The 20,208-nt window shown below is 29.8% G+C and carries 21 protein-coding genes and 1 tRNA gene; 20 read left to right on the top strand and 2 right to left on the bottom strand.

Going from position 1 to position 20,208, the window contains the following annotated elements; genetic code table 11:
* Nucleotides 1-201 precede the first annotated feature (201 nt).
* Genes ylxM through rplS form a run of 7 tightly spaced genes read left to right on the top strand, consistent with a single transcriptional unit; the run spans nucleotide 202 to nucleotide 3,878 of the window.
* Nucleotides 202-525, top strand: a complete 324-nt coding sequence (gene ylxM / locus BN2087_RS08885; RefSeq protein ID WP_049691408.1) for a YlxM family DNA-binding protein — start codon at nucleotides 202-204, stop codon at nucleotides 523-525.
* A gap of 11 nt (nucleotides 526-536) precedes the next feature.
* The gene (gene ffh / locus BN2087_RS08880) at nucleotides 537-1,874 is read left to right on the top strand and encodes a signal recognition particle protein (RefSeq protein ID WP_049691407.1); all 1,338 of its coding nucleotides are present in this window, start codon (nucleotides 537-539) and stop codon (nucleotides 1,872-1,874) included.
* A gap of 16 nt (nucleotides 1,875-1,890) precedes the next feature.
* A complete protein-coding gene (rpsP, locus tag BN2087_RS08875) occupies nucleotides 1,891-2,136 on the top strand; it encodes a 30S ribosomal protein S16 (RefSeq protein ID WP_019117400.1) in 246 nt (81 codons plus the stop codon).
* A gap of 4 nt (nucleotides 2,137-2,140) precedes the next feature.
* On the top strand, nucleotides 2,141-2,365 hold the full coding sequence (locus BN2087_RS08870) for a KH domain-containing protein (protein WP_049691406.1): 225 nt from the start codon (nucleotides 2,141-2,143) through the stop codon (nucleotides 2,363-2,365).
* Nucleotides 2,362-2,847: a ribosome maturation factor RimM gene (rimM, locus tag BN2087_RS08865; protein ID WP_049691405.1), complete on the top strand. Its 486-nt coding sequence runs from the start codon at nucleotides 2,362-2,364 to the stop codon at nucleotides 2,845-2,847. Before BN2087_RS08870 ends, rimM begins: the two co-directional genes overlap by 4 nt.
* Nucleotides 2,840-3,559: a tRNA (guanosine(37)-N1)-methyltransferase TrmD gene (gene trmD / locus BN2087_RS08860; RefSeq protein WP_019117403.1), complete on the top strand. Its 720-nt coding sequence runs from the start codon at nucleotides 2,840-2,842 to the stop codon at nucleotides 3,557-3,559. Before rimM ends, trmD begins: the two co-directional genes overlap by 8 nt.
* Entirely contained in the window at nucleotides 3,531-3,878 is a 348-nt protein-coding gene (rplS, locus tag BN2087_RS08855; protein ID WP_040396696.1) for a 50S ribosomal protein L19, read from the top strand. The genes trmD and rplS overlap by 29 nt, the downstream gene beginning before the upstream one ends.
* 317 nt (nucleotides 3,879-4,195) lie before the next feature.
* On the opposite strand, the gene BN2087_RS08850 is transcribed toward rplS, so the two are convergent.
* Nucleotides 4,196-4,963 carry a CPBP family intramembrane glutamic endopeptidase gene (locus BN2087_RS08850; protein WP_245190875.1) on the bottom strand — a complete coding sequence of 256 codons (768 nt, stop codon included), beginning with the start codon at nucleotides 4,961-4,963 and terminating at the stop codon, nucleotides 4,196-4,198.
* A gap of 556 nt (nucleotides 4,964-5,519) precedes the next feature.
* Between BN2087_RS08850 and ylqF the strand changes: the two genes are divergently transcribed.
* From ylqF to topA, 5 genes are read left to right on the top strand one after another with little or no spacing between them, the layout of a single operon-like run.
* On the top strand, nucleotides 5,520-6,356 hold the full coding sequence (ylqF, locus tag BN2087_RS08845) for a ribosome biogenesis GTPase YlqF (protein ID WP_049691403.1): 837 nt from the start codon (nucleotides 5,520-5,522) through the stop codon (nucleotides 6,354-6,356).
* Complete coding sequence (locus BN2087_RS08840) at nucleotides 6,343-6,975, top strand: ribonuclease HII (RefSeq protein ID WP_053094094.1); 633 nt, start codon at nucleotides 6,343-6,345, stop codon at nucleotides 6,973-6,975. Before ylqF ends, BN2087_RS08840 begins: the two co-directional genes overlap by 14 nt.
* Nucleotides 6,972-7,328, top strand: a complete 357-nt coding sequence (locus BN2087_RS08835; RefSeq protein ID WP_049691402.1) for a YraN family protein — start codon at nucleotides 6,972-6,974, stop codon at nucleotides 7,326-7,328. The genes BN2087_RS08840 and BN2087_RS08835 overlap by 4 nt, the downstream gene beginning before the upstream one ends.
* Nucleotides 7,329-8,408 (top strand): DNA-processing protein DprA, encoded by a 1,080-nt coding sequence (gene dprA / locus BN2087_RS08830; RefSeq protein ID WP_049691401.1) that lies wholly within the window; start codon nucleotides 7,329-7,331, stop codon nucleotides 8,406-8,408.
* Nucleotides 8,409-10,466, top strand: a complete 2,058-nt coding sequence (topA, locus tag BN2087_RS08825) for a type I DNA topoisomerase (RefSeq protein WP_049691400.1) — start codon at nucleotides 8,409-8,411, stop codon at nucleotides 10,464-10,466.
* Between the two features lie 324 nt (nucleotides 10,467-10,790).
* On the opposite strand, the gene mscL is transcribed toward topA, so the two are convergent.
* The gene (gene mscL, locus BN2087_RS08820; RefSeq protein WP_049691399.1) at nucleotides 10,791-11,198 is read right to left on the bottom strand and encodes a large conductance mechanosensitive channel protein MscL; all 408 of its coding nucleotides are present in this window, start codon (nucleotides 11,196-11,198) and stop codon (nucleotides 10,791-10,793) included.
* A 130-nt stretch (nucleotides 11,199-11,328) separates the two neighbouring features.
* Here mscL and BN2087_RS08815 point away from each other — a divergent pair, with 130 nt between their 5' ends.
* The 8 genes from BN2087_RS08815 to BN2087_RS08785 all read left to right on the top strand — a co-directional run bounded on the left by BN2087_RS08815 (nucleotide 11,329) and on the right by BN2087_RS08785 (nucleotide 20,205).
* A complete protein-coding gene (locus tag BN2087_RS08815) occupies nucleotides 11,329-11,910 on the top strand; it encodes an NUDIX hydrolase (RefSeq protein ID WP_049691398.1) in 582 nt (193 codons plus the stop codon).
* Between the two features lie 75 nt (nucleotides 11,911-11,985).
* Nucleotides 11,986-12,819 carry an aminoglycoside 6-adenylyltransferase gene (locus BN2087_RS08810; protein WP_049691397.1) on the top strand — a complete coding sequence of 278 codons (834 nt, stop codon included), beginning with the start codon at nucleotides 11,986-11,988 and terminating at the stop codon, nucleotides 12,817-12,819.
* 8 nt (nucleotides 12,820-12,827) lie between these two features.
* Nucleotides 12,828-14,054 (top strand): D-alanyl-D-alanine carboxypeptidase family protein, encoded by a 1,227-nt coding sequence (locus BN2087_RS08805; protein ID WP_049691396.1) that lies wholly within the window; start codon nucleotides 12,828-12,830, stop codon nucleotides 14,052-14,054.
* 46 nt (nucleotides 14,055-14,100) lie between these two features.
* Nucleotides 14,101-14,177 (top strand) — tRNA-Arg (locus BN2087_RS08800).
* 69 nt (nucleotides 14,178-14,246) lie between these two features.
* Nucleotides 14,247-14,711 (top strand): nucleoside deaminase, encoded by a 465-nt coding sequence (locus tag BN2087_RS08795; RefSeq protein WP_049691452.1) that lies wholly within the window; start codon nucleotides 14,247-14,249, stop codon nucleotides 14,709-14,711.
* Between the two features lie 97 nt (nucleotides 14,712-14,808).
* Entirely contained in the window at nucleotides 14,809-14,961 is a 153-nt protein-coding gene (locus tag BN2087_RS09215) for a hypothetical protein (protein ID WP_156181265.1), read from the top strand.
* A 60-nt stretch (nucleotides 14,962-15,021) separates the two neighbouring features.
* Nucleotides 15,022-16,527, top strand: coding sequence for a bifunctional phosphoribosylaminoimidazolecarboxamide formyltransferase/IMP cyclohydrolase (purH, locus tag BN2087_RS08790; protein ID WP_049691395.1), 1,506 nt, complete (start codon nucleotides 15,022-15,024; stop codon nucleotides 16,525-16,527).
* 9 nt (nucleotides 16,528-16,536) lie between these two features.
* Entirely contained in the window at nucleotides 16,537-20,205 is a 3,669-nt protein-coding gene (locus BN2087_RS08785) for a phosphoribosylformylglycinamidine synthase (RefSeq protein WP_049691394.1), read from the top strand.
* The last annotated feature ends 3 nt before the right edge of the window (nucleotides 20,206-20,208 follow it).

Genomic DNA, 20,208 nt, shown 5'->3' with positions numbered 1-20,208 from the left:
TTTTTACCGCTTGAAGATGTCACTCAAAAATGTTTTTCTTACAATCCCAAAGTGATGGTTCTTTTTGGGTTCTTTTTTTGTGTAAAAATAGATTATTTAATTGAAAATACAATATTTTAATAGGTCAATAAAAAAGCTTGACATGACTATATTTTTCTAGTATACTTTATAGGTCAAGAAAATTACTTGACGGGTGAGAATATGGAAAAATTAGTACAAGTTGCAAGATTGTTTGACACTTATGGATCGCTTTTAAATGAAAAACAAAAAGACGTCATAAATTGTTATTACAATGAAGATTTATCATTAAACGAGATAGCCCAAAATAACAATAAATCTAAACAGGCCATATCGGATATGATTCAAAGGTCAGTTGACAAGTTATTTGAGTTTGAAAATGAGCTTTCTTTAATAAAGAAGAAAAATAAGCTTAGAGATGACTTATCTTTGTTAAGAGAGTTGATCGAAAGTTCAAATCAAAGTGAAGCTATCGATATGATCGATGAAATGATAAATAAAATTTAGGATGTGAAAATATGATTTTTTCTAATCTTTCTGAGAAGTTACAAGATACTTTAGGTAAACTTACAGGAAAAGGAAAATTAAGCGAAAAAGACATCAATAATGCAGCCAGAGAGATTAAACTTTCTTTGCTTGAAGCTGACGTTAACTACAAGGTGGTTAAGGAGTTTGTCAAAAAAATCAAAGAAAGATCTATGGGTCAAGATGTTATGGAATCTCTTACTCCAGGTCAAACTGTCATTAAGATTGTAAATGAAGAACTTACAAATCTTATGGGTAAGGAAAATTCCAAGCTTGAGCTTAAGGGATCTACTCCACACGTTGTGTTGATGGTAGGTTTGCAAGGTTCAGGTAAGACAACTCACTCTGGTAAACTTGTCAGGAAATTAAAAAAGGAAGGCAGAAATCCTCTATTAGTTGCCCTTGATGTTTATAGACCTGCGGCTATTGAGCAATTAAAAGTTGTAGGTAAACAAGCCGAGGTTGAAGTTTTTGAAAAGGGAAAGCAAAATCCTGTAAAAACTGCAAATGAAGCTAAGGAATATGCTAGAAGAAATAACAATGATGTTGTTATTATGGATACGGCCGGACGTCTTCAAATCGATGAAGGTTTGATGGATGAGCTTAAAAATATTAAAAAAGCTGTAAAACCTGACGAGATACTTTTGGTAGTTGATGCTATGGTTGGTCAAGAATCTGTAAATGTTGCAAAAACATTTGATGAATATCTTGATATTACTGGCGTTATACTAACAAAACTTGATGGTGATGCAAGAGGTGGAGCGGCCCTTTCAATTAGACAAGTTGTAGGAAAACCAATTAAATTTATTGGTACAGGCGAAAAGCTTGATGATCTTGAAGCCTTCCATCCAGATAGGATGGCATCAAGAATACTTGGTATGGGAGATGTCTTATCTCTTATTGAAAAGGCAGAAAAGCAAGTTTCTTTAAAAGATGCAAAAGAGCTTGAAGAAAAAATGCGAAACCAATCCTATACTCTTGATGATTTTGTTGAACAAATAAATCAAATAAGAAATATGGGACCGCTTGAAGATTTACTTGCTATGATTCCTGGAGTAAACAACAAGATGCTTAAAAATGTAAATGTTGATGAAAAAGGATTTGTAAGGATTGAAGCTTTAATATCTTCTATGACAAAAGAAGAAAGAGAAAAACCTGAGATTATTGGCAAAAGTCGTAAAGAAAGAATTGCCAAGGGATCTGGGGTTGATATGAATGAATTAAATAAATTATTAAAGCAATTCAAAGAACTAAAGAAAATGATGAAACAATTTACTAATATGAAAAAAGGTAGAAAAGGCAAAAGAAAATTCAATATGCCTTTCTTCTAAAAAAACGGAGGTTATGATGGCAGTTAAAATTAGATTAAAAAGAATGGGACAAAAGAAAAGACCATTTTACAGAGTAGTTGTAGCAGATTCTAGAAGTCCAAGAGATGGAAAATTCATCGAAGAAATTGGAACATATAATCCAGTATCTGAACCAAAAGAATTCAAAATTGACAACGAAAAAGCTAAACAATGGATCAAAAATGGTGCAAAACCAACATCAATTGTTGAAAAATTATTTAACGACAACAACGTTTTAGCTTAATAAAATGAAAGAATTAGTCAAACTAATAGTTACAGAACTTGTTGAAAACAAGGATGCTGTAGGAATAATATTAGAAGAAGACAACGGAGAAGTTAACATAAAAATTAACGTAGCTGAAGCTGACAAGGGAAGAGTTATAGGAAAGGGTGGAAATATTATAAATTCCATTAGAACCATTGCTCGTGCTTGTGCAGTCAAAGAAGATGTTAAGGTTAATATAAAAATATGAAAATAACTGTAGCAGAAATACTTACAACACATGGGATAAAAGGAAATCTAAAAATAAAATCTTATTCTGACAATGAAAAAAGATTTGAAAAAGGATCAAAACTTTTACTTGATGGAAAAGAAGTTACAATTGAATCATCTTTCAAGCACAAGGGTAGTATTATCATAAAACTCAAGGACTATGATGATATTAATGAGGTAGAAAAGTTTATTGGACACGAACTTACTATCGAGGACAAGGACTTGGGAAAATTAAATGATGGTGAATATTATTTATTTGATTTGATTGGCCTAAAAGTCTATGAAAAAAATCAAGAAATTGGTTTTATAAAAGATGTTATCACTGGAGTTTATCCAAATGATATCTATGTCATAGAAAAAGACGGAAAAGAAATTTATTTTCCAGCCTTAAATGCTACAGTAAAAAATGTTGACTTAGAAAATAAAAAAATAGAAGTGGAAAACTTCAAAGATTATGAATAAAATAACTATACTTACACTTTTTCCCGAATCTTTTGAATTTCTAAAAAGCTATGGAGTTATAGGAAAGGCAATTGAAAAAGGACTAATTGAAATTAATCTTGTTGATATAAGAGATTATAGCAAGGACAAACACAACAGGGTTGATGATACAGTCTTTGGAGGTGCAGCAGGAATGCTTATGAGACCTCAGCCAATTTATGATGCCCTAATAGCTAACAAAAGTTCAAAATCAAAAGTAGTCTACATGTCTGCAGCAGGAGAAATCCTAAACCAAAAATTAGCAATCAAATTTGCAGATTTTGAAGACTTGGTAATAATTTGTGGTCACTACGAAGGAATTGATGCAAGAATTACCAACCACTATGTTGATTATGAAGTTTCAATTGGAGATTATGTTTTAACCGGTGGCGAAATCCCTGCCATGGTATTAATAGATTCCCTTTCAAGATTTATTGGGGGAGTTGTTGGGAAAAAAGAATCATTAGTTACAGATTCACACTACAATGGTCTACTACAATATGATGAGTACACAAAACCTAGAAATTTTAATGGATATATGGTTCCAAAAGAACTTTATAGTGGAAATCATAAATTGGTAGAAGAGTGGCAAAAAAAATCATCTCTTCAAAAAACCAAAAGAGTAAGAAGAGATTTATACGATAGATATATCAAGGAGGATCACGATGGAATTAATCAAAAAAATAGAAAATGAACAACTACGTGAAGATAATCCAGACTTTAGAGTTGGAGATACTGTAAGAGTAAGCTACAGAATCAAAGAAGGAGACAAAACAAGACTCCAAGACTTTGAGGGTGTAGTAATCAAAATAAAAGAAGGAAATCTTGGAAAAACTTTCACACTAAGAAGACTTTCTTATGGTGTAGGAGTTGAAAGAACATTCCTATATCACTCACCAAGACTTGAAGCATTCAAAATCGTAAGACGTGGTAAGGTAAGACGTGCAAAACTAAATTACCTAAGAGGACGTCAAGGTAAGGCTGCAAAAGTTAAAGAAAAAACAAATTATTAAAAATAAGGCCTAAAGGCTCATTGAATTAGGAATTCTATAAACCTGATTCAGAGAGTCTTTAGGTGGTAAAAGAAAAGGCTATGAGTTTAATGCTCATAGCCTTTTCACTAGTTTTTATAATTTTCAGCCTGCTCTAAAACCATATCAAATACTTCTTCACTCCATTGAGGAGGGCATCCGTTTTTATTAAGTGGAATTACCAAATCCATCTTTAGTTGTACTCATCTTGAAGTTCAATAAAAATTTTAAGGGTTCTAATATAATTTTCAATAGTTATAGAACATTAAGGTTAAATTCCTGAATAAACTATTTTTTTATCATCTATTTTTTACTTCCTTTTTTCTTTCTAAATAAAATATAATAAAAATACTTATAATTTCAATAAATGTTACCACTATGCTGCCCTCTGGTCCATAAATTTCATCGTACAAGTTATAATTTAAAATTTTAAAGTTAAGTAAGCTATCAAATCCACTAAAGCCACTTACGTTTAAGCCATAAATCATTGCCATGGAAAAATTCCAACCTGCATGAACTCCAGAGGTAAACATAATATTTTCTTTATAAAATAGTAATTTTGCAAAAAATATACCCACTAGGATTGTGTTAAGAGTGGATAAAATTGTAACTCCATCATTACCTAGGTGCAAAAGTCCAAAAAAAATCGAAGGAAGTAGGATTGAAACTTTTCTTCCAAATCGATCAAATAGAACTCTCGTTAGGATTCCTCTTATCAAGACTTCTTCTGATGTTGATTGGATAAAAAATGCTATAAAGTAGGCAAGAAAAATCAAATTAAAATTACCATAGCTACTTCCACTGTATTCAAGAACTCCCCTTCCCATGTCTAATAAGACATAAATTGAAATTTGCAAGAAACCAAGGAATAATCCAATGCCAATGTTCTTGGCAAGCCCTTCCATCTTAAAAAAGATGTAATCAATTTTCTTTTTCAAAATAAATTTTACAAAAAAGATGGCTGCCAATAGTTGACCCGTAGTTCCCATTAACATCACTAGGTTTGCATTTTTATAGTCGCTATTAAAGTAGGTCTGTCCATAAAAAATTAGTGATATGGCAAGCATAATCCCACCAGTGAAAATGACGATTGCCAGTAACAATACAAAAATCTTTAAGATAATTTTTAAAAAATTCTTTATTTTATTTTTATTTTCCATAATCTTCTTTCCAATCTTCTCTTAATAGTTTCCCATCTCTCATTAACCACTTAATTATCTAATATTCTATATTCCAATACATCCGATATATCACAATTAAAATACTACAAATTCTCCCAAGTATATCCATATTAACAATCTCATATCGCCCCCTTTTTTATGGTGTGAGGAGTTGTGTTTATGGCTTTTTGTAAGTCTAATTTATTCATCTTTTCATCTATTAATTTTTCCGTAATTTATGATAGGAAAATCATATAATTTACCTAGATTTAATTTTATATTTTCAACAGTTTTTCTGTAATATTATATCATATTTTAAAACTGGATTTTTACAAATTTCATGCCTTGAGATTTTGTGAAATTTTTATAAATGAAATAAATTTTAATTTAGATAGAAAAGGTGTTTTATTTTATAATTCGCAAATATTTGTGATAAAATATAAAATAAAGATTAGGAGGATATATGAATATAAATTGGTATCCGGGTCATATGAAAAAGACCAAAGAAGAAATAATAAATTCTTTAAAGCTTGTTGATATAGTTTTAGAAGTAATAGATGCAAGAATTCCAAAATCATCTAGAAATCCTTTGATTTCAGAAATTACTGAAAAAAAAGATAGAATTATTATAATGAATAAAACTGACCTATCAGACCCTGTTGAAAATGAAAAATGGATTAAAAAATTTGCATCTGATGGGGTTAAAGCTATAAAAATGAATTCTAAAGAAAAAATCAATACAAAAGAAATTTATAAGATAGCAAAAGAAATTCTTTCAGAAAAATTTAAGAAAAATGAAGAAAAAAATATTGAAAATGAAAATATTAGGATGATGGTTGTTGGTATTCCAAATTCTGGAAAATCTACATTTATTAATAATATTGCTAAAAGAAAGGGTGCTAAGGTTGGAAATAGGCCTGGTGTTACCCAACAAAAACAATGGATAAAAACAAATGAAAACATTTTACTTTTGGACACTCCTGGTGTTTTGTGGCCAAAGCTTGAAGGAGATTCAGGTCTTCACCTATCTTTTACCAACGCAATTAAGGATGAAATTTTAAATATTGAGGAATTATGCCTTAAATTTATTGAATTTATGAAAGAATCTTATCCAAAAAATTTAGAAGAAAGGTATAAGATAGATGCTGATAAGACTGCTCTTGAAATTTATGAAGAAATTGGAATAAAAAGAGGGGCAATTATTAGAAAAGGTGAAGTTGATTATACAAGGTGTGCAAATTTAATTTTTAATGATTTTAGAAGTGGAAAACTTGGAAGGATAACAATTGAAAAAGCCTAGGTATTCTGAATTTAATGACAAAATCAAAAATCAAATACACGAAAAATATGATTTGATTGCAGGAATAGATGAAGTTGGAAGGGGGCCTTTGGCAGGCCCTGTTGTTGCTTGTGCAGTTATAATGAAAAAAGATTCTCACATTGAGGGCGTCACAGATTCTAAAAAATTATCCAAAAAAAAGATGAAAGAACTTTATCAAAAAATCATTGATGATTCGATTTCTTATGCTTTTGGTTATGCAAATAATATCCTTATTGATAAAATAAATATAAAAGAAGCAACAAGGCTTGCTATGAAAAATGCCCTTGAAGACCTTGAAAAAAAACCTCAAATTGTTTTGATTGATGCTGAAAGAATTGATACTGATATTAAGCAATTAAATATTGTAAAGGGAGATTTGTATGAATATGCCATTTCTTGTGCATCAATTCTTGCTAAGGTTAGGAGGGATAAAATTATGGAAAATTTTTCAAAAATTTATCCATATTATTCTTTTGAAACTAACGCAGGCTATGGGACAAAAAAACACTATGAGGGCCTTGAAAAATTTGGGGAATGTCCAATTCATAGAAAAACTTTTTTAAGAAAATTTCATGAAAGGCAGCTGTCTTTTTTATGAAAAGTAAAAAAAGATCAATAGGAGATTTTGGGGAAGATATAGCAAAAAGATATTTGGAGAAAAAAGGCTATCAAATTTTAGAAAGAAATTTCCTAAAACCCTACGGAGAAATTGATATTATTTGTATAAAAGATGATATTTTAACCTTTGTTGAGGTTAAAACTAGGAAAAATGACCAATTTAAACCTGGAATTTTGGATGTTGATTATTATAAACAAGAAAGAATCAAAAAAACAGCTCAAGTCTATATAATGGAAAAAGATTTGGGTGAATTTTTGATTTCTTTTGATGTTTGCGAAGTTTATCTTGAAAATAAAAAAATTCATTACATAAAAAACGCTTTTGGTGATTAGATGGACAAAAAAGATTTATTATTATATTTTAATTTTATAAATTTATCCAACAAAATAATTTTGGATTTTTGTGAGAATCTTGATTTGGACAATTTTTTTGACCTTGATAGGAAAATTTTTGATAATTTATCTAAGATAAATAAGGAAAAGATATTTTCTTTGAAAAATTTGGAAGATTTTAAGGCTTATAGGGAAAAAGTTTTTAAAGGTTCTTATAAAATTTGTACAATTTTTGATGAAAATTATCCAATAAATTTATCCTATATTGAAGATAGGCCGGCTCTTTTTTATTACAAGGGAAATTTGGAAAAAGAAGACAAAAACGCCATAGCCTTTGTAGGGGCAAGAAAATGTACTGACTATGGTAAATGGGCCTGCAAAAAAATTGTTGAAGGATTTAAGGATACAAATATTAGGACGGTTTCGGGTCTTGCCTATGGAATTGATGCAATTAGTCACAAGGTTAGCCTTGAAAATAATATTAAAACCATTGGGGTAATTGGTTCAGGTCTTGATATAATTTATCCCAAGGCAAATAAATATTTGTATGAAAAAATTGAGGAAAAAGGCTTAATTATTTCAGAATTTCCACTAGAAACTCCACCAAATGCCTATAATTTTCCAAGAAGAAATAGGATAATTTCAGGACTTAGCAAGGGAGTTTGTGTTATTGAAGCAAAGGAGAAATCTGGAACAATGATTACAACAAATTTTGCCCTTGAACAAGGAAGGGAAGTCTTTTGTCTTCCTGGAAATATTAATTCAATTTATTCAAAAGGCTGTAATAAACTAATTCAAGAAGGCTCAAAACTTGTAATGGATGCATCTGATATAATTGATGAAATTGAAGATTTTAAAAATATAAATAAGAAAAAAAACAAAATTAATCTTGATGGACTTGATAAAGATGCTGCAAATGTAGTAAAGTATATAATCGATAAGCCATCTTCAAGCGCAGATGAGATTTCGCAAAATTTATCTATGTCGATTGAGGATGTAAATTACATTTTGATATTTTTGGAATTAAATAATTATATAGAAAATATGGGAAATAATGAATACGTAAGCAAAGGGGATTAAATGGCAAAAAATTTAGTAATAGTAGAATCTCCAACCAAGGCTAAGTCAATCACTAGGATGTTGGGCTCAAATTATAAGGTAAGAGCAACCTATGGTCATCTTAGGGATTTGCCAAAGTCAAAACTTGGAGTGGATATAGAAAATAATTTTGAACCAAAATATATAAAAGTTCGTGGAAAGGCAAAAACAATAAATGCTTTAAAAAAAGAAGCTGAAAGCGTGGATAAAGTTTTTCTTGCAACAGACCCTGATAGGGAAGGTGAAGCTATAAGCTGGCATTTACAATATCTTTTGGGACTTGATGAAAATGAATTAAATAGGGTAGAATTTCACGAGATAACAAAAAATAATGTAAAAAATGCTATTAAAAATCCAAGAAAAATCGACCAAAATTTGGTTGATAGCCAACAAGCAAGAAGGGTTATGGATAGGATTGTAGGTTATGAAATTTCACCAATTTTGTGGAAAAGAGTAAAATCTGGTCTTTCTGCAGGTAGGGTCCAATCAGTTGCTTTAAAATTAATTGTTGATAAGCAAAGAGAAATTGATTCTTTTGTGCCTGAAGAATATTGGACAATTACTGCTAAACACAAGGAAAGTAAAATTGAATTTGAATCTGAATTTTATGGATCAAAATCCAAAAAAATGAAAATTTCAAATGAAAATGGGGCAGAAAAAATCCTAAATAGGATTGATAAGGATAAGTTTGAAGTTATTGATATTCAAAAAACAAAAAAGAAAAGAAAGGCTCAAAAGCCTTACACAACTTCAACTCTTCAACAAGATGCTTCAAATAAATTAGGATTCTCAACCAAATATACCATGGCACTTGCCCAACAACTCTTTGAAGGAATTGACCTTGGACAAAAGGGAAGGGTTGGTCTTATAACTTATATGAGAACTGACGCCACAAGACTTTCAAATGAAATTATTGGAGAAAGTTTATCTTATATTAAGGAAAAATTTGGAGAAAAATACGCTTCAAAGGGAAAATCATATTCCAAAAAAGCAAAAACAAGCCAAGATGCCCACGAAGCAATCAGACCAACTTCAATTTACAATGATCCAATCAGTGTAAAAGAATATTTGACAGACCAACAATATAAACTTTACAAGTTGATTTGGACAAGAGTTGTAGCAAGTCAGATGACAGATTATGAATATTTGTCAACGTCAATTTCTTTTGATACAAACGGGGTGATTTTTAAAACAAATGGAAAAATAACCTTGTTTGATGGATTTATGAAAGTTTCAAATGCAAAAGAAAATGAAAATATCCTACCAGATTTAAAAAAGGGAGATATTATAAAAGCCCTTGAAATTATAAAAGACCAACATTTCACAAAGCCACCAGCAAATTATACTGAGGCAAGTCTTGTAAAAACTTTGGAAGAATATGGAATAGGAAGACCATCAACTTATTCATCAACCATCGCTTCAATTATTTCAAGAAATTATGTAGAATTTGAACAAAGAAAAATTCTTCCAACCAAACTTGGAATAAGAGTAAATGATTTTTTACAAGAAAGTTTTGACGATATAATAAATGTAGAATTTACAGCGAAAATGGAAGATGAGCTAGATAAAATCGCCCAAGATGAAGTTTATTGGAAGGATGTTTTAAAATCTTTTTATAAGGGATTTGAAAAAGATTTAAAACAAGTTTCAAAAGATACAACAGATTATAAGGTAAAAGATAAAATTTTGGATGAAAAATGTCCAAAATGTGGCCATCCTCTTGCAGTAAAACATGGAAGAAATGGAAAATTTATTGGATGTACAAATTTCCCAGATTGCGATTTTACAAAATCAATAGTAAAAACAACTGGAGTAAAATGTCCAGAATGTAATGATGGAGAAATTATAGAAAAAGTTTCAAAAAGAGGCAAAAGATTTTATGGATGTTCAAATTTTCCAAAATGTGATTACGCAACATGGGATCCACCAACAGGAGAAAAATGCCCAAAATGCGGAGACCTTTTAGTCCACAAAAAAAATAGGTCAACTGATGAAATAAAATGTAATTCTTGTGATTATGTTAAGGAAAAAAGAAGATAAAATTTTCTATAGAAAAAGCAGGCTTAAGTCCTGCATAGTTTGTCGATAAACTAAAAATTGCTCATTTCGAGCGAACGTAGTGAGTTGAGAAATCTCATGAGATCTCTCCGTGCGTTCGTTCCACTCACACTAAAACACGTTTGCTTCGCAAACTTTTTCGTGCTTTCGCACTTAGTTTTAGGGATGATTGTGCCAAATCAAGGCACAATAATCTAGTCGAGATGGTACGTAGATTAATTTTTATTTTAAAATAAAATATTTTATACATTCATACTTTGTCAACAGATTGAGCAGGCTCTTAAGCCTGCTTTATTTTTTTAAAAATTATTTAATTTCTTCAGAAAATCCTTCAAGCTTTGATGTACAGTTAGGACATCTTGTTGCTTTAATGTCTATTTCACTTTTACAGTGAGGACAAATTTTTGTTGTCTCTTCTACAACTTCTTCTTTTTTTGCCTTATTTAGTGTTTTAACAATTATAAATAAAAATAATGAAATAATTAAAAATGTTATAATAGCATTAATTACACTACCTATTAATAATTTTGATCCGAAAAAATTAATAGTTAAGTCTTCGTAATCGACTCCTGCTGTAAGTCCTGAAATAATTGGCATTAAAATTCCATCTACAACTGCTTTTACAATTGCAGTAAAAGCAGATCCCATTACAAGACCTATTGCCATGTCAATTACATTTCCTTTTGATATAAATTCTTTAAATTCTTTCCACATAATAACTCCTTTTTCTTCATTTCCTTTTTTTTTATACCCATTTTTTCTATGAAAATTGCATAATTAGAAAATATTTTTAAAACAGTATAATAATTATAAGAGTATATGTGAAAATATATTAGGAGAAGTTATGAAAAATTTACAAGTTGATGACGAATTTTATAAAAAATTATCAAAATATGCAGTTTTTATTCCTATAATAAATATTAACGGCAAAGACCATATTTTGTTTGAGGTTAGAAGCAATATTGTTTCGCAAGCTGGGGAAGTTTCTTTTCCTGGTGGAGGGCTTCATGAAGGCGAAAATTTTGAAATGGCAGCTATTAGGGAATGTAGGGAAGAGTTGAATTTAGATGAGAAGGATATTTCTTTGGTAGATTATTCTTCTATGATTTTATCTTCTTCAAATAGGATTATTAAAGCATATTATGGAAGGATTAATAAAGATTTTGAAAATATTTCTTACAATATGGAAGTTGATTCTATTTTTACAGTTTCTATTGATTATTTGAAAAATAATCCGCCAGAAAAATACAGGGCAAAGCTTAAGATGGATTTGCCAGATGATTTTCCTTTTGAAAAAATTCCAAATGGGAAGAATTATAATTTTTGGCAAAGATATCACAATTTTTATTTTTATAATACAAAACCTGTAATTTGGGGAATGAGTGCACAAGTTTTGAAAGATTTTTTAAAAGCTTATGAGAATTAATTTCTTATAAAGATTTGATATTTGTGGTAAAATTAGTGTATAAGACTAATATTTGTTTAAGAGAAAGATGTGGTTATGAAAAGTTATATTATAGAAAAATTTAAAGATTATTCTAAATCAAATGACAAGGTCAAGGCTATTTTTTTCATAAAAGAAGAAAATAATAATGAACATTTTGCAAATGTTTACGCTGTTTTTTCTGAAATTATAATTTCAAAAATTAAAGATGATTTAGAAAAAGTTTTTGATGATTATGCAATAATTAATAAGAAAAAAGATTCTTTTGATTTTGATAAAAAGAATCAACAATTTACAAAATTTGAGATATACGCTAATGATTCAACAAAAATTTCCATAAATATTCTTGCTGAAGATAGGGCGGGTGAATTTATAAAACTTTGTCCTGGAAATATTGAATTTGTTTGTGATGAAATGAATCTTAAAGAAGAAGTGGCAGAGGCTAATCTTGTTTTTAAGCTCCCAAGGGAATTTGAATTTGATGAATGTGGCAAAAACTTTTTTTCTCTTGCTTTGGATGTTTCATTTAATTTATTGTCAAGGGATATTATAAGTGCTGGATTTAAGATGCAAGCTATGAGAGATGAGCTTTTTAAATTGCTTAATTGGTATATTATCGATAAATTTAACCAGGGAATGGATGCAGGTGAAAGTGGCAAAAACTTTATCCATACCTTGGAAGCAGATCTTAAAGAAGAATTGATTTTAACTTTTAGGTCAAATGATATTATGGATTTTTATAGTTCAATTTTTGCATCTTGTCAATTATTTAGAAAAGTTGGGATGAAATTAGCTGAAAAATTTGAATTTTCTTATCCCAAAAAAGACGATGTTTATACATTGAAACTTTTGAGAAAGAATTTCAAAAAAATGGAATCATTACAAGTTTAGGAGTATGCATGAAAAAAAGCAATAAATTTTTTATATTTGCCTTGGCTTTTTTATTTGTATTTTCTCCTCTTTTATCTTTTGCAGACGATACAGTTGCAAAAGAAGGAGATAATATTGTTGGAGCCGACCAATATGTTAAGGCTTATCTTATAGGAAATCAGGAAAGTGGAGATATTTTTTACCAAAAAAATGCCGATAAGGCTTATCCAATTGCTTCAATGAGTAAGCTTATGACTTTTTTACTAACAAGAGAAGCCATTGATAGTGGAAAAATTTCCTATGATACAAAAGTAAAGGGTACAAAAGAAGCGGAAAGTTTAACTGGACCTGAATATTCTTCAATGGGAATTAAAGAAGGTGAAAGTTATACAGTAAAGGAATTAATAACAGGCCTTATGGTTGTAAGTGGAAATGACTGTGCAAATCTTTTGGCAAGTAAAATTTCAGGAAGTGAAGATGATTTTGCCAAGGAAATGAACAAAAAGGCCCAAGAATTAAAATTAAAAAGCCAAAGCTATTACAACGCATCAGGTATAAATACTGAAAATGGTAAACAAAATTCATCATCAGCCAAAGATTTATTTGAGCTAACAAGGATAATTCTTGAAAAATATCCAGATATTTTAGAATATACAAAGCTTGATGGAATTAATGATAATGAAAAAAATATCAACAAAAAATCAACAATTCCTTTAAAAGATGAAGTAAAGGGTGTAGATGGATTAAAAACTGGAACTACTGAAGAAGCTGGTCATTGTCTTACAACAACAATCGACATGAATAAATTTGATCCAAAAAATGAATTTAGGGCAATAGGAATTGTAATGGGAGCTGAAGATAATGAATTTAGAAATTCAGCCATGATAGATTTGATTTATTATGTATCAAGATATTTTAATTACAAAAAACTTGCAGATACAAATCTTCCAAGCGATTCAATAAAAGTAAATTCAGTTAAAGAAGGCTATGTAGAATTATATCCAGATAAAAATGTTGGATTTATAACTAAAGATAAGGAAATGCCAAGTGTAAAAACAATAATAAATAAGAATATTAAAGCACCAATCAAAAAAGGCGATGTTCTAGGAAAATCTTACATTAGTTATAAAGATAAATCTTACCAAGTAAATTTAATTAGCAAAAAGGACCAAGAAAAAGCATCAACTTTTACAAAAATAAAAAGAACAATCACAGATGCTTGCAATTTTTTAGTAGAATGCCTAATAGCAAGATAGAAAAAGTTTTACTTTTTCTATCTTTTTTGCTATAATGTTGGAGTAGGTCCTGGTAGCTCAGCTGGATAGAGCACCGCCCTCCTAAGGCGGGTGTCGGAGGTTCGAATCCTCTTCAGGACGCCAAATATAAGGCTATTGCAAAATAAAATTAGCAATAGTCTTTTTTTATATTTTAAAAATGAAAGGAAAAATATGGACGATTATTTTTATATGAGAGAAGCAATAAACGAGGCAAAACTTGCAAGGCTTGAAGAAGAAGTTCCCATAGGCTGTGTGATAGTAAAGAATGAAAAAATAATTGCCAGAAGCCACAACTATACTTACAAGGGAAAATCTGCTCTTAAGCATGCAGAAATTCTTGCAATTGATCAGGCGAGCAAATACATTGGAGATTTTAGGTTAGAAGATTGCACCATGTATGTAACAATGGAGCCTTGTTCAATGTGCGCAGGAGCAATAATAAATTCTAGAATCAAAAGATTAGTAATTGCCCTTGCCGATGTAAAAAGAGGAGCTTGCGGATCAAATACAAATATCACGGGAGATAGAAGCCAATTACATTTCCTAGATGCAGAATTTGGATTAATGCAAGATGAAAGTCTAGAAATTTTACAAAGTTTTTTTAAAAAATTGAGAAAAAAAAGTAAGAAGAGTTAATTTTTTTGTAAATATACAAATTAGAAAAAAATAAAAATACATCTTTAATTTTTAAAAAACTATGGTATGATTATTTTACATTCATTTGGGGGAATTAATGATGAGATTTATTTTTAAAATTAATAAATTTGTAAATACAATTTTATCTATGAAAAAAATTGAAAGACTTAGATATGTCTTTGGATTTCTATGCCCAATTTTGTCTATGAATGGTTTAATGTCTTATCAAGGGAAGCTAATATTTTATTAGCTTCCCTTTTCTTGTCTTTAATTTAGACTGAAAGCTTAAAATTATAATTTGGAGGGAAGAATGAGAGCTTTAATATCTGTTACTGATAAAAAGGATGTCGAAAAACTTGCTAAAGGCTTAAGTGATTTGGGAGTTGAAATTGTATCTACTGGTGGTACATATAAAAAAATCAAAGAAAGCGGAGTAGATGTAAAGGAAATTGAAGAGATTACAAATTTTCCAGAAATTTTGGATGGTAGGGTAAAAACTTTATCTCCTTATGTTCATGGAGGAATTCTTTACAAAAGAGATGACGAAAATCACAAAAAAACTGTGGAAGAAAATAATATCAAAGATATTGATATAGTTGTTGTAAATTTATATAAGTTTGAAGAGTCCTTAAAGAGTAATGATATTGACAATATTATTGAAAATATTGACATCGGCGGACCAACTTTGATTAGATCTGCTGCAAAAAATCACAAGGACTGTATTGTTTTGACAGATCCTAAAGATTATGAAGAACTTTTAGAAAGATTAGAAAATAATCAAGTTGATTTGGATTACAGAAGATATTTAGCTATGAAGGCTTATTCTCTTACAGCTTATTATGACAGTGTAATTTCTAGATTTTTCAAAGATTTGACCAAAAAAGAAAGCGAATATAAAACTTACGGTCTTAGAAAAATTGAAGATTTAAGATACGGAGAAAATCCAAGCCAAAAGGCAAGCCTTTATGAAGATACTTATGCAAAAGGACTTTTGAAAGATATAGAAATTCTTCACGGAAAGGCAATGAGTTTTAACAATTATAATGACTTAAATGTTGCCTTGGAACTTGCCAAAGAACTTGGGGAAAATTCTTGTGTAGCTTTAAAACATCAATCACCTTGTGGGGCTGCTATTGGAGAAAATGCCTTTGATGCTTATAAAAAAGCTTACGAAGCTGATTCTCTATCAATTTTTGGTGGAATTGTTGCCCTAAATGGGGTAGTGGATGAAAAAACTGCAAGCATGATGAGTGAAATTTTCCTTGAAATTGTTGCAGCAAATGACTTTACAAAAGAAGCTTTGGAAATTTTATCTAAAAAGAAAAATATCCGTCTAATAAAAGTTGACCTTTCAAAAGATTTTGTAAAAGAAGATGTAAAATATTTAGAAGGAAAAGTTTTAGTCCAAGATAGGGATACAAAAGAAGATGATTTTGAAGTTGTAACTGAAGTAAAACCAGATAAAAAAGATATCGACGATTTAAAATTTGCCATGACAGTTGTAAAATATACCAAGTCAAATGCAATTGTAATTGTTAAAGATGGAAAAACTTTGGGAGTAGGTTGTGGACAAACTTCAAGAATTTGGGCTTTGGAATCAATCAAAAATAACCACCCAGATGTAGACTTTACAGATTCTCTTATGTCTTCAGATGCCTTTTTCCCATTTGATGATTGTGTAGAATTTGCCCACAAAATCGGGGTAAAATCAATCATCCAACCAGGTGGATCAATTAGAGATAAAGATTCTATTGAAAAATGTAATGAATACAAAATGTCCATGGTATTTACCAACAATAGGCACTTTAGACATTAGGGATATGATATGAAAAAATCAGTTAAGAGAATTTATGTAAGAAAAAAAGATAGGTTCGATTACAAGTCCAAGGAAGTTAAAAAAGAAATTGAAAATCTTTTAAAAATAAAATTAGAAAAATTAAACATCTACAACAGATACGACCTTGAAATAAGCGATGAAAATTTGGATAAGGCTATTAATAATGTCTTATCCGAAAGAAATCTTGACTATGTTTATGCCAAAGATGAGGCAAAAAAACTTGAAAATTCTTTTGAATCTTCCCTTGCAGTTGAATATCTTCCGGGTCAATTTGACCAAAGAAGAAAGGGAGTTCTTGATACCCTAGATTTAATTTTGGATGAAAAAACAGATTGTAAAACTGCAACAGTTTACGAATTTTCAAAATTAAATGGAAATGACCTTAAAAAAATTGAAAATTATTTGATAAATCCAGTTGATAGTCACAAAATTGATTTAAAAGAAATGCCAGAAAGTTTGGATACAAAAAGGGAAAAAAATCTTGAAAATGAAATTTATGAGGGCTTTATAAATTATTCAGATGAGAAAATTTCTAAATTTTTAAAAGCTCATGACCTTGCAATGGACGAAAATGATTTAAAAATGGTTAGGGAGTATTTTAAAAAAGAAAATAGGGATCCAAACGAAACTGAAATAAAAATATTAGATACTTATTGGTCAGACCATTGTAGGCATACAACTTTTAATACAAATCTTGATATTGATATAAAGGCAAAAACTATTCTTGATGAGGCTATTAAAAATTCTTTTGAAAAATATTTAAAAATGAGAGATGAGCTTGAAATTAAAAAGCCAATAAATCTTATGAGTTTTGGAACGATTCTTTCAAAATATATGAGAAGTAAAAATGAATTTGATGATTTGGAAGTTTCAAGCGAAATAAATGCTTGCTCTGTTTATGTAAAAGTTAGGGTAGAAAAAAATGGAAAAGAAAGTCTTGAAGATTATCTTTTGATGTTTAAAAATGAAACCCACAACCATCCAACAGAAATTGAGCCTTTTGGTGGGGCATCAACTTGTCTTGGTGGAGCAATAAGAGATCCACTTTCAGGCAGAAGTTATGTTTACCAAGCCATGAGAATTACAGGTGCTGGAAACATCTTGGAAGATGTCGATAAGACAATGGAAGGAAAACTTCCTCAAAGAAAAATTTCAAAACTTGCTGCCAAGGGATATTCTTCCTACGGAAACCAAATTGGTCTTGCAACAGGATTTGTAAAAGAAATTTTCCATGAAGGTTACAAGGCAAAAAGGATGGAATGTGGGGCAGTTATAGCTGCAGCTCCAAAAGAAAATGTAAAAAGACTTAATCCAAAAAAAGATGATATAGTTTTATTAATTGGGGGAAGAACTGGAAGAGATGGAATTGGTGGAGCAACTGGTTCATCAAAATCTCACAAATTAACTTCAATAATTACAGAATCTGCCCAAGTTCAAAAAGGAAACGCTCCAGAAGAGAGAAAACTTCAAAGATTATTTAGAAGAAGCGAAGTTTCAAAACTTATAAAAAAATGTAACGACTTTGGTGCTGGTGGAGTTTCAGTTGCAATTGGAGAACTTTATGATGGAATTGATATTGACCTTTCAAAAGTTAAATTAAAATATGAAGGTCTAAAGCCATCAGAAATTGCAATTTCAGAATCCCAAGAAAGAATGGCAGTTTTAATTGATAAAAATGATAGGGAAGAATTTGAAAAATATTGTAGGGAAGAAAATGTAGAAACAGCCCTAGTTGGGATAGTTACTGACACAAATAGGATGAGAATGTTCTATGAAGATAAAAAAATTGCAGATATTTCCTACGATTTTATAAATACAAATGGAGCAGACAGAAATGCAAAAGTTAATATTGTAAGCGAAGAAGTTCCTAAATATTTGACAGAAAAATCTTCTGATCCAAAATATTTTTATGAGAAAATAAAAGATTTAAATGTGATAAGTCAAAGAAATCTAATAGAAATATTTGATTCAACCATTGGACAAAATACAGTTCTTCAACCACTTGGAGGAAAAAAACAAGTAAATCCATCCCAAGCCATGGTTGCAAAAATTCCAGTAAATGAAGGAGCTTCTAAAACTGTTTCAATAATGTCCTACGGCTTTGACCCATATTTATCAGAAAAAAGCCAATATTTGGGAGGATATTACGCAGTAATAGAATCAATTGCAAAACTTGTTTCTGTTGGAAGCGATTTGGAAAAAATAAGATTATCCTTCCAAGAATTTTACGAAAAAATGGATAATGAAAAATCTTGGTCCAAACCATTGAAATCACTTTTGGGAGCCTTTGAAGTAACAAACTTTTTCAAAATGCCTCCAATCGGTGGAAAAGATTCAATGAGTGGAAGCTTTGAAGATTTGAATGTTCCACCAACTTTAATTTCTTTTGCAACAACAACTGAAGATATTGAAAATATAAAATCAAATGATTTAAAAGGAAAAGGAAAAATTGGTCTAGTTAGGGCAAAATATAATTCCGATATGACCCTTGACCTTGATTATTACAAAAATTTATTGGAAAAATTAATCGGGGCTATGAGAGATGGAAAAATTATTTCTACAATTGCTCTTGATAATAAGGGAGTTTTAGCAAATATTTACGAACAAGCCTTGGGAAATTCTAATTTTACCCTAGAATTTGACAATTTATATAATCCAATGTTTGGATCTTTTGTGGTTGAATATGTAGAAGATTTAGACTTTGTTGAAAAAATCGGAGAATTTTCTGAGGATTTAATTGTAAATGGAGAAAAATTAGACGGTGAAAAATTAGAAAAATCTTACTTAAATGAATTAAATCAAGTTTTTGTACCAAAAGAAGAAATTCCTTATGAAATAATCGACCAAAAAGAGATGAAAGTTTCTTTAAAATCAAAAAAACCAGTTGATAAGGTCAAAGTTTCAATTCTTGCTGTAACTGGAACAAATTGCGAATGGGATACAAAAAAAGCCTTTGAAAAATATGGGGCAGAAGTTGAAATAAATTTATTTAGAAACTTAGATAAGAAAGCTATAGAAGAGTCTATTGAAAATCTTTCAAAATCAATCAGAAATTCACAAATTTTTGCCATTCCTGGTGGATTTTCTATGGCAGATGAGCCAGATGGTTCTGGTAAATTTTTGGCAAATATTATAAGAAATAAAAAAATAAAAGATGCAATTGAATATATGCTTGATGAAAATGATGGTTTAATAATTGGAATTTGTAATGGTTTCCAAACTTTAATTAAAACTGGTCTTCTTCCTTACGGAAAAATTAAAGAAATCGAAGAAGATAATCCATCACTTACTTACAATACAAATGACAGGCACATTTCAACAATTGTTGATACAAAGGTATTAAACAACCAAAGCCCATGGACGTGTGATCTTGATTTGGAAAAAACTTACAAGATTCCAATTTCTCACGGTGAGGGCAGGTTTATTGTAAATGAAGAAAAATATAAAGATTTATTAGAAAATGGTCAAATTTTTTCTGTATACGAAATAAATCCAAACGGATCAGACTATAATATTGAAGGAATTTTATCTAAAGACGGAAAAATCTTGGGAAGAATGGGCCATGTTGAAAGATTAGACTCAGATTTATATAAAAATATTTACGATAAAGAAGAACAAAAAATATTTGAAAACGCAATAAATTATTTTAAAAAATAGGAG

The organism is Anaerococcus jeddahensis (assembly GCF_001182725.1).
Lineage (GTDB): Bacteria > Bacillota > Clostridia > Tissierellales > Peptoniphilaceae > Anaerococcus > Anaerococcus jeddahensis.
The sequence above is the reverse complement of the archived record's forward strand: the minus strand, read 5'-3'. Positions and strand labels throughout refer to the sequence as shown.

Excerpts from the sequence above, each read along its gene's own strand:
- rimM (WP_049691405.1), top strand. The coding sequence starts at position 2,362 with ATGAAAATAACTGTAGCAGAAATACTTACAACACATGGGATAAAAGGA.
- BN2087_RS08785 (WP_049691394.1), top strand. The coding sequence starts at position 16,537 with ATGAAAAAATCAGTTAAGAGAATTTATGTAAGAAAAAAAGATAGGTTC.
- purH (WP_049691395.1), top strand. The coding sequence starts at position 15,022 with ATGAGAGCTTTAATATCTGTTACTGATAAAAAGGATGTCGAAAAACTT.
- dprA (WP_049691401.1), top strand. The coding sequence starts at position 7,329 with ATGGACAAAAAAGATTTATTATTATATTTTAATTTTATAAATTTATCC.
- BN2087_RS08870 (WP_049691406.1), top strand. The coding sequence starts at position 2,141 with ATGAAAGAATTAGTCAAACTAATAGTTACAGAACTTGTTGAAAACAAG.
- BN2087_RS08795 (WP_049691452.1), top strand. The coding sequence starts at position 14,247 with ATGGACGATTATTTTTATATGAGAGAAGCAATAAACGAGGCAAAACTT.
- BN2087_RS09215 (WP_156181265.1), top strand. The coding sequence starts at position 14,809 with ATGATGAGATTTATTTTTAAAATTAATAAATTTGTAAATACAATTTTA.
- ylqF (WP_049691403.1), top strand. The coding sequence starts at position 5,520 with ATGAATATAAATTGGTATCCGGGTCATATGAAAAAGACCAAAGAAGAA.
- mscL (WP_049691399.1), bottom strand. The coding sequence starts at position 11,198 with ATGTGGAAAGAATTTAAAGAATTTATATCAAAAGGAAATGTAATTGAC.
- BN2087_RS08815 (WP_049691398.1), top strand. The coding sequence starts at position 11,329 with ATGAAAAATTTACAAGTTGATGACGAATTTTATAAAAAATTATCAAAA.
- ylxM (WP_049691408.1), top strand. The coding sequence starts at position 202 with ATGGAAAAATTAGTACAAGTTGCAAGATTGTTTGACACTTATGGATCG.
- topA (WP_049691400.1), top strand. The coding sequence starts at position 8,409 with ATGGCAAAAAATTTAGTAATAGTAGAATCTCCAACCAAGGCTAAGTCA.
- trmD (WP_019117403.1), top strand. The coding sequence starts at position 2,840 with ATGAATAAAATAACTATACTTACACTTTTTCCCGAATCTTTTGAATTT.
- rpsP (WP_019117400.1), top strand. The coding sequence starts at position 1,891 with ATGGCAGTTAAAATTAGATTAAAAAGAATGGGACAAAAGAAAAGACCA.
- rplS (WP_040396696.1), top strand. The coding sequence starts at position 3,531 with ATGGAATTAATCAAAAAAATAGAAAATGAACAACTACGTGAAGATAAT.
- ffh (WP_049691407.1), top strand. The coding sequence starts at position 537 with ATGATTTTTTCTAATCTTTCTGAGAAGTTACAAGATACTTTAGGTAAA.
- BN2087_RS08810 (WP_049691397.1), top strand. The coding sequence starts at position 11,986 with ATGAAAAGTTATATTATAGAAAAATTTAAAGATTATTCTAAATCAAAT.
- BN2087_RS08850 (WP_245190875.1), bottom strand. The coding sequence starts at position 4,963 with ATGCTTGCCATATCACTAATTTTTTATGGACAGACCTACTTTAATAGC.
- BN2087_RS08835 (WP_049691402.1), top strand. The coding sequence starts at position 6,972 with ATGAAAAGTAAAAAAAGATCAATAGGAGATTTTGGGGAAGATATAGCA.
- BN2087_RS08805 (WP_049691396.1), top strand. The coding sequence starts at position 12,828 with ATGAAAAAAAGCAATAAATTTTTTATATTTGCCTTGGCTTTTTTATTT.